Source organism: Roseateles sp. P5_E1 (assembly GCF_054049335.1).
In genome coordinates this window covers 1-852 of the sequence record NZ_JBFUMN010000159.1, presented here as the reverse complement: position 1 = coordinate 852, position 852 = coordinate 1, and the positions used below count along the sequence as shown (strand labels likewise).

Annotated in this window: 1 protein-coding gene and 1 pseudogene; both read left to right on the top strand. The window is 66.9% G+C overall.

Annotation, left to right across the window (positions count from 1 at the left end):
* Positions 1 to 254, top strand: a pseudogene (locus ACXJKJ_RS30335) (malonyl CoA-ACP transacylase); the annotation flags it as partial.
* A gap of 87 nt (positions 255 to 341) precedes the next feature.
* A partial coding sequence (locus ACXJKJ_RS30330; RefSeq protein WP_457395109.1) for an SLC13 family permease occupies positions 342 to 852 on the top strand: 511 nt, incomplete at its 3' end.

Sequence of the window (852 nt, the reverse complement as noted above, 5' to 3'; positions counted from 1 at the left end):
GACGCAGCGTGGGCGATGTCGCGCGCGTGGTGCACACGCTGGCCGCGCAGATCGGACAGACCGTGCAGTGGCAGCAGGTGCTGGAACAGGCGGTCGAACGCGGCGGCAAGGTATTTCTCGAGCTGGGCCCGGGCTCGGCGCTGAGCCGCCGGGTGCGCGAGCTGCATCCGCAGCTGCAGGCACGCTCGGTGGAGGATTTCCGCACGCTGGAGGGCGTGCGGGAATGGGTGGGCGCCGCATGCGCACGCGCATGAGCGGCCACCCGAAGGTGTAACACCGGCAGTTCCCAGGTGGCGGGTCGCCATCATGCTGCACGCGAATCAAGTGTCTCGGGAGGGCGCATGAGTCCGCAAATCGCAACGATCATCGGCTTGGTGATCATGTTCATCGTGGCCACGGCCCTGCCCATCAACATGGGTGCCGTCGCCTTCGCGCTGGCCTTCATCATCGGCGGCCTGTTCGTCGGGATGGAGGGCAAGGAGGTCCTGGCCGGCTTCCCGGGTGACCTGTTCCTGACCCTGGTCGGCATCACCTACCTGTTCGCCATCGCGCAGAAGAACGGCACCATCGATCTGCTCGTGCATTGGGCGGTCAAGGCCGTACGCGGCCACATCGTCGCCATTCCGTGGGTGATGTTCGTGGTCACTGCGGTGCTGACCGCCTTCGGTGCGCTCGGCCCTGCGGCCGTGGCGATCATCGGCCCGGTGGCGCTGCGCTTTGCCAAGCAGTACCGGATCAACCCGCTGATGATGGGCCTGCTGGTGATCCATGGCGCGCAGGCCGGCGGCTTCTCGCCGATCAGCGTGTATGGCGGCATCACCAACCAGGTCGTGCAGAAGGCGGGGCTGGAAG